The sequence below is a fragment of the Acetobacter sp. AN02 genome, assembly GCF_029759835.1.
GTDB lineage: Bacteria > Pseudomonadota > Alphaproteobacteria > Acetobacterales > Acetobacteraceae > Acetobacter.
Genome location: NZ_JAJJND010000130.1, coordinates 1 through 4,996 on the forward strand (window position 1 = coordinate 1; position 4,996 = coordinate 4,996).

Annotated in this window: 7 protein-coding genes; 4 read left to right on the plus strand and 3 right to left on the minus strand. The window is 63.8% G+C overall.

Annotated features, from left to right (window positions below):
* The first annotated feature begins 98 nt into the window (after window positions 1-98).
* Window positions 99-437, plus strand: a complete 339-nt coding sequence (gene flgC, locus LOC54_RS11300) for a flagellar basal body rod protein FlgC (RefSeq protein ID WP_279313899.1) — start codon at window positions 99-101, stop codon at window positions 435-437.
* Window positions 434-769, plus strand: coding sequence for a flagellar hook-basal body complex protein FliE (locus LOC54_RS11305; RefSeq protein ID WP_279313900.1), 336 nt, complete (start codon window positions 434-436; stop codon window positions 767-769). Before flgC ends, LOC54_RS11305 begins: the two co-directional genes overlap by 4 nt.
* A 6-nt stretch (window positions 770-775) precedes the next feature.
* On the opposite strand, the gene LOC54_RS11310 is transcribed toward LOC54_RS11305, so the two are convergent.
* The 3 genes from LOC54_RS11310 to LOC54_RS11320 all read right to left on the minus strand — a co-directional run bounded on the left by LOC54_RS11310 (window position 776) and on the right by LOC54_RS11320 (window position 3,070).
* Window positions 776-1,753, minus strand: coding sequence for an NAD-dependent epimerase/dehydratase family protein (locus tag LOC54_RS11310; RefSeq protein ID WP_279313901.1), 978 nt, complete (start codon window positions 1,751-1,753; stop codon window positions 776-778).
* Window positions 1,754-1,793: 40 nt separating this feature from the next.
* Window positions 1,794-2,240, minus strand: a complete 447-nt coding sequence (locus LOC54_RS11315; RefSeq protein WP_279313904.1) for a DUF192 domain-containing protein — start codon at window positions 2,238-2,240, stop codon at window positions 1,794-1,796.
* A gap of 161 nt (window positions 2,241-2,401) precedes the next feature.
* Window positions 2,402-3,070 carry an MBL fold metallo-hydrolase gene (locus tag LOC54_RS11320; protein ID WP_279313902.1) on the minus strand — a complete coding sequence of 223 codons (669 nt, stop codon included), beginning with the start codon at window positions 3,068-3,070 and terminating at the stop codon, window positions 2,402-2,404.
* Between the two features lie 204 nt (window positions 3,071-3,274).
* Here LOC54_RS11320 and LOC54_RS11325 point away from each other — a divergent pair, with 204 nt between their 5' ends.
* Window positions 3,275-4,339, plus strand: a complete 1,065-nt coding sequence (locus tag LOC54_RS11325) for an XdhC family protein (RefSeq protein ID WP_279313905.1) — start codon at window positions 3,275-3,277, stop codon at window positions 4,337-4,339.
* The gene (locus LOC54_RS11330; RefSeq protein ID WP_279313903.1) at window positions 4,336-4,950 is read left to right on the plus strand and encodes an NTP transferase domain-containing protein; all 615 of its coding nucleotides are present in this window, start codon (window positions 4,336-4,338) and stop codon (window positions 4,948-4,950) included. The genes LOC54_RS11325 and LOC54_RS11330 overlap by 4 nt, the downstream gene beginning before the upstream one ends.
* The last annotated feature ends 46 nt before the right edge of the window (window positions 4,951-4,996 follow it).

Genomic DNA, 4,996 nt, shown 5'->3' on the forward strand with positions numbered 1-4,996 from the left:
TCCGGTGAATCACAGGGCGATCCAAAACGATACCCTAAAGAAATCAAATATGAGTCAGGGCATCCCAGAGTTGGTATCAGTCCCGCCGTCTGCGGGTTGTGTCCGAGAATATTGCCAATCAGGACACGACCGGCTCCACGCCCGGCGCGGATCCGTATCGGCGCAAGACCATCACGTTCGAGAATATTCTCGATCAGACGACGGGGCAGGATTCCGTGCGGGTGAAGTCCGTCGGTCAGGATCAGACACCGTTCGAGAAGAAATACGATCCCTCCCATCCGGCGGCCGATGCGAAGGGGTACGTCAAGGTTCCCAATGTCAGCACGATGGTGGAGGTGATGGACGCGCATGAGGCGCAGCGTTCCTATGAGGCCAATCTGAATACGCTTCAGACAACCCGTTCAATGCTTACAAGGACAATTGATCTGCTCAAATGAAAATTTCCTCCTTTACAGATACGGCTCAGGCCGCTGCCGCCTATTCCCGCACGCAGAAGACGACCCTGGGCGGGAATGAATTCAGTCTGGACGATGCGTCGTCTGCCGGGAAAACGTCTGATTTCAGCTCGATTTTTCAGGATGCCGTTCAGGGATTTCTTGACCGCCAGCATACGGCGGAAGCGAAGGCGACGGAGGGTCTGAGCGGGCATGGGAATCTGACGGATATCGTCACGTCGGTTTCGGATGCCCAGGTTGCGCTGCAGACGGCGACGGGCATCCGGGACAGGATCATTCAGTCCTATCAGGAAATTATGAGAATGTCGGTCTGACGCGTCTCATTCCGGCGGGTGGTCTGTTCTCCACTGCCGGAACCATTTTACGAACTGCGCGATTCCGGCCTCCGGACCTGTTTCCGGCGTCCAGCCGGTCAGGGTCCGCAGGGCTTCGGTTGAGGCCCATGTTGCGATCACGTCGGCGGCGGGGCGTTCGCGGAGTTCCACCAGGGGTTCCTCTCCGAGTTCCTGTCCGAGAAGTTCGAGAAACCGGCTGACGAGGGCGGGCTTTCCGTATCCGACATTGAGGACGCGGGCCTGGTGTACCGCTGGAATCTGGTCCATCACGCCGAGCACGGCCTGCACGACATCCGCGATATATGTGAAGTCTCTCTGGAGTCCTTCTCCGGAGTAGAGCGGGACCGGTCTGCGGTCTGCGATGGCTTCTGCAAAGCGGAAGCAGGCCATGTCCGGTCGTCCCCAGGGTCCGTAGACGGTGAAGAAGCGCAGGCCGGTCTGCGGAAGTCCGTAGAGATGCGCATGGGATTCCGACATCAGCTCTGCGGATCGTTTCGTGACGGCGTAGAACGATCCGGGCAGGTCCGTCCGGTCGGTTTCCCGGAACGGCATGTCCGTATTCCGGCCGTAGACCGAGGAGGAGGAGGCGTAGACCAGGTGCTTCAGCGCTGGGAGGCGTCGCGCGTATTCCAGCACCTCGAGATGTCCGGTGAGGTTGGACTGTATGAAGGCGCGGGGAGCGTCCATGGAGAACCGGACGCCGGCCTGGGCTGCGAAGTGCAGGATGTGGGTGATGTCTGCCGGGTCTGCGATGTCGTCCAGCGCTCCGGGGGATGCCAGGTCGAGTTTTCGGAAGGAAAATCCGGAGTGATTTTCGAGGCGGGACAGCCGGGCCGCTTTCAGTGCAGGCGAATAATAGGCGTTGAGGTTATCGACGCCGGTCACCTGCTCTCCGCGGGCCAGCAGGGCTTCGGCGACCTGAGCGCCGATGAAGCCTGCAACGCCTGTCACCAGGATGGTCATGATCCGTTTCCGGTCTGCTCTGACGCCCGGGGCATTCGGGTCAGTGCCGGTTGGCCAGCGACGGGGATTCGACCTCATCCCCCACGGAGATGCCGAGTTTCCGTGTTACGCCGCCTGCCAGTTCCAGGGTGGCGGTGACGGGGCCGTGGCTGCTGATATGGGCCAGGGAGAGCGGGACGGCATTTTCCTCGATGGCCTGGATTTTGTGATCGCGTCCGATAAAGACGATATCCAGCGGGACGAGCGTGTTTTCCATCCACATATTACTTTCCTGGGGATAGACCCACAGGAACAGCATGCCGCGATCATCCGGGATATGTGTGCGGAACATTTCTCCGACCTGCTGCTGGCGCGGTGTTTTTGCCAGCTCGACGGAGAAGACGTGTCTGCTGCTGCCTGACACGATCGTCAGGGACTCCCGGGGGAGTTCGGGCTGTGCGGCTGTCGGCTCGCCGGTCTCCGTGTCTGCGGCGAGAGCGGCGGGCATGCCTGCGGCTGTCAGGAACAGGGCGGCGGCCAGAAGCCGGACGGGGCTGAGATTCCACAGGGTCATTCTGATCCGCACCATATACGTGTATTTCTGTTACAGATGTGTGTCGGCTTAACACCGTGCCGGAAGGAAATCGACCCCCCTGTGTCCTGCATACATCAGGCAATAAAAGGATTTTCTGCCTTTTCCGCGCCGATCGTGGTTGGCATTCCGTGGCCGGGGATGATGATGGTGCGGTCGTCCTCGGGCAGTATCTGCTCGCGGATGGAGCGGATCAGGAGCGGGCCGTCTCCGTAGGGGAAATCGGTGCGTCCGACGGTGCCCCGGAACAGCGTGTCTCCCGCGAACATGACGTTCCCTGCCGGGCAGTGAAAGATGACGTGTCCCGGTGTGTGCCCCGGCACGTATTTCACGTTGAGGGTGAGGCCCGCGAGTTCGAGCACGTCTCCGTGCGTCAGGAAGGAGTCGGGTTTTACGTTCCGCAGGCCTGTTACGCCGAACTGTGCGGCGGCTTCCGTGATGCCGCTGAGCAGGAATTCATCGCGCCGGTCCGGGCCGATGACGGGCACGTGCTCTCCGTTCTGTCTTTCCGTCAGGCGGGTCCGCATCTCGTCCGCGCCGCCTGCGTGATCGAGATGACCGTGTGTCAGGAGGATGGCCTCGATCGTCAGGCCGCGCTGTCCGATGAGGCTGAGGAGGTGATCGGATTCGCCGCCCGGATCGATCAGCAGGCCGCGTTTCGTGTCCGGCATCCAGATCAGGGAGGTATGCTGGCGGAACGGTCCGACTGACAGCATTTCGAATTCGGGTCTGACTGTTTCCGTCATGCGGCGTGTTCCTTCTGTCCGGGCGGGCTGTCCGTGCGGGCTGGCCGGGCAGGCTCTGCCGTGTCCGGTTCCTGAGCTGTCTGCCCCTGATCTATCTGCCCGGGCCGGAGGCGGAATGTCAAAGCGGGGGTGACGGGTCCGCATATCATCCCTGCCCTGCCGGGCTGTGGTCGTGGCCGGGCCGGAGGTGATACAAGGGCGGGTATGATCTCTCCGCTTTCTCATGCCATCGCCTGGTGCCGGACGGGCAGGCCTGCCGCTCTGGCGACCGTTACCGGAACATGGGGCAGTTCCCCGCGTCCTGCGGGCAGTCTTATGGCTGTCAGTGCTGACGGGCATGCCGAGGGTTCGGTGAGCGGCGGGTGTGTCGAGGCGGATGTCATATCCGCGGCGCGGAGTATTCTGGCCGGGGAGCGGTCTGCGGCCGGTCTGACCTATGGCGTGAGCAGCGGCCGGGCTTGGGAGGTCGGGCTGGCCTGTGGCGGGCGGCTGGATGTGTTTGTCGAGGCGATCGGGACGCCGGACTGTCCGCACGGAACGCTGCCGCTGGCGGTTGCGGAGGAGCTTGCCGCAGCGGAGCAGGCGCGCCGGAGTGCCGTTCTCGTGCGTGATCTCGGGGGGAAGCACCGGTCCGTTCTTTATCCCGATGCAGAGGGGGACGGGCTGCCTGCGCAGGTTATGACGGCCGTGCATGAGGTTTTCCGCACGGGCGGGGCGTGCCTGGTGGCTGAAGACGGGCAGGATACGGGCTGGTTCGTGCAGGCGTTCAGGCCGCCGCCGCGTCTTGTGATTGCCGGTGCGGTTCATATTGCCCAGGCGCTGGCGCCGATGGCGCGGCTTTCGGGATTTACCACGGTTATTATCGATCCGCGTGAGGCGCTGGCGACGCAGGCGCGTTTTCCCGGTGAGACGCTGCTGACCGAGTGGCCGGATGAGGCGCTGGAAACGCTTGGAATTGACGGGTCCACGGCGGTCGTGACGCTGACGCATGATGCGCGGCTGGATGATCCGGCGCTGACGGCGGCGCTGTCCGGTCCGGCTTTTTATGTCGGTGCGCTGGGATCGCGGAAGACGCAGGCCTCCCGGCTGGCGCGGCTGAGGGAGGCGGGTCTGTCTGAGGATCAGCTTGCCCGGATCCGGGGGCCGGTTGGTCTGGCCATCGGGGGGCTTGGCGCTGAGGAGATCGCGCTGTCGATTATGGCCGATATCGTTGCGGTCCGGCGGGGGGCGGCACTGGCGCAGCGTCCCGGCTGGCAGGATCCTGCGTGACGGGGATTGTCGCAGCGCTTCTGGCGGCCGGGGCGTCATCCCGGACGGCGCCGGATCATAAGCTGATGGCCTGCGATTCGTCCGGTACGGCCATGCTGACCCGCAGTGCGGCGGGGCTTCTGGCTTCGGATGTTTCCCGTGTTCTGGTCCTGCTGCCCCCCATGGCGTCTGCGCTGGTGCCGTGCCTGACCGGGCTGCTGCCCGTGTCGGACCGGCTGTCCGTGCATTGTGTTCCGGCGGGGCGCTACGAGCTTTCGGCCACGGTCGGGTATGCCGCGGCCCTGGCGGAGCGCCTGTCTGCGGCCGGGCTGCTGATCCTGCCAGGGGATATGCCTCTGGTGAAGCCGGAGACGACGGACCGGATCATCGGTTATTTTATGGGGGCTGACGTGCCACCGGACAGTGTCGCTCCGGTCTGTGACAGGAAGACCGGCCATCCGGTTCTGTGGCATGCGCGGCGACTTGGGGATCTGCAGGCTCTGACGGGAGACCGGGGCGCACGGGCGCTGCTGCGTGATCCGGCGCTGATCCATGGCCGGGTTGCGGCGGATGAGAGTGTTCTTGCGGATTTTGACACGCCGGAGCGGCTTGCTCTGTTTGCGACGCTCTGAGGGAGAGTGCGGGGGGGGGGGGGGGGGGGGAGGGGGGGGGGGGGGG

Bases quoted from the DNA above. Each gene is read 5' to 3' on its own strand.
- LOC54_RS11310 (WP_279313901.1), bottom strand. From the start codon at position 1,753: ATGACCATCCTGGTGACAGGCGTTGCAGGCTTCATCGGCGCTCAGGTC.
- LOC54_RS11305 (WP_279313900.1), top strand. From the start codon at position 434: ATGAAAATTTCCTCCTTTACAGATACGGCTCAGGCCGCTGCCGCCTAT.
- LOC54_RS11325 (WP_279313905.1), top strand. From the start codon at position 3,275: ATGATCTCTCCGCTTTCTCATGCCATCGCCTGGTGCCGGACGGGCAGG.
- LOC54_RS11315 (WP_279313904.1), bottom strand. From the start codon at position 2,240: ATGCCCGCCGCTCTCGCCGCAGACACGGAGACCGGCGAGCCGACAGCC.
- LOC54_RS11320 (WP_279313902.1), bottom strand. From the start codon at position 3,070: ATGACGGAAACAGTCAGACCCGAATTCGAAATGCTGTCAGTCGGACCG.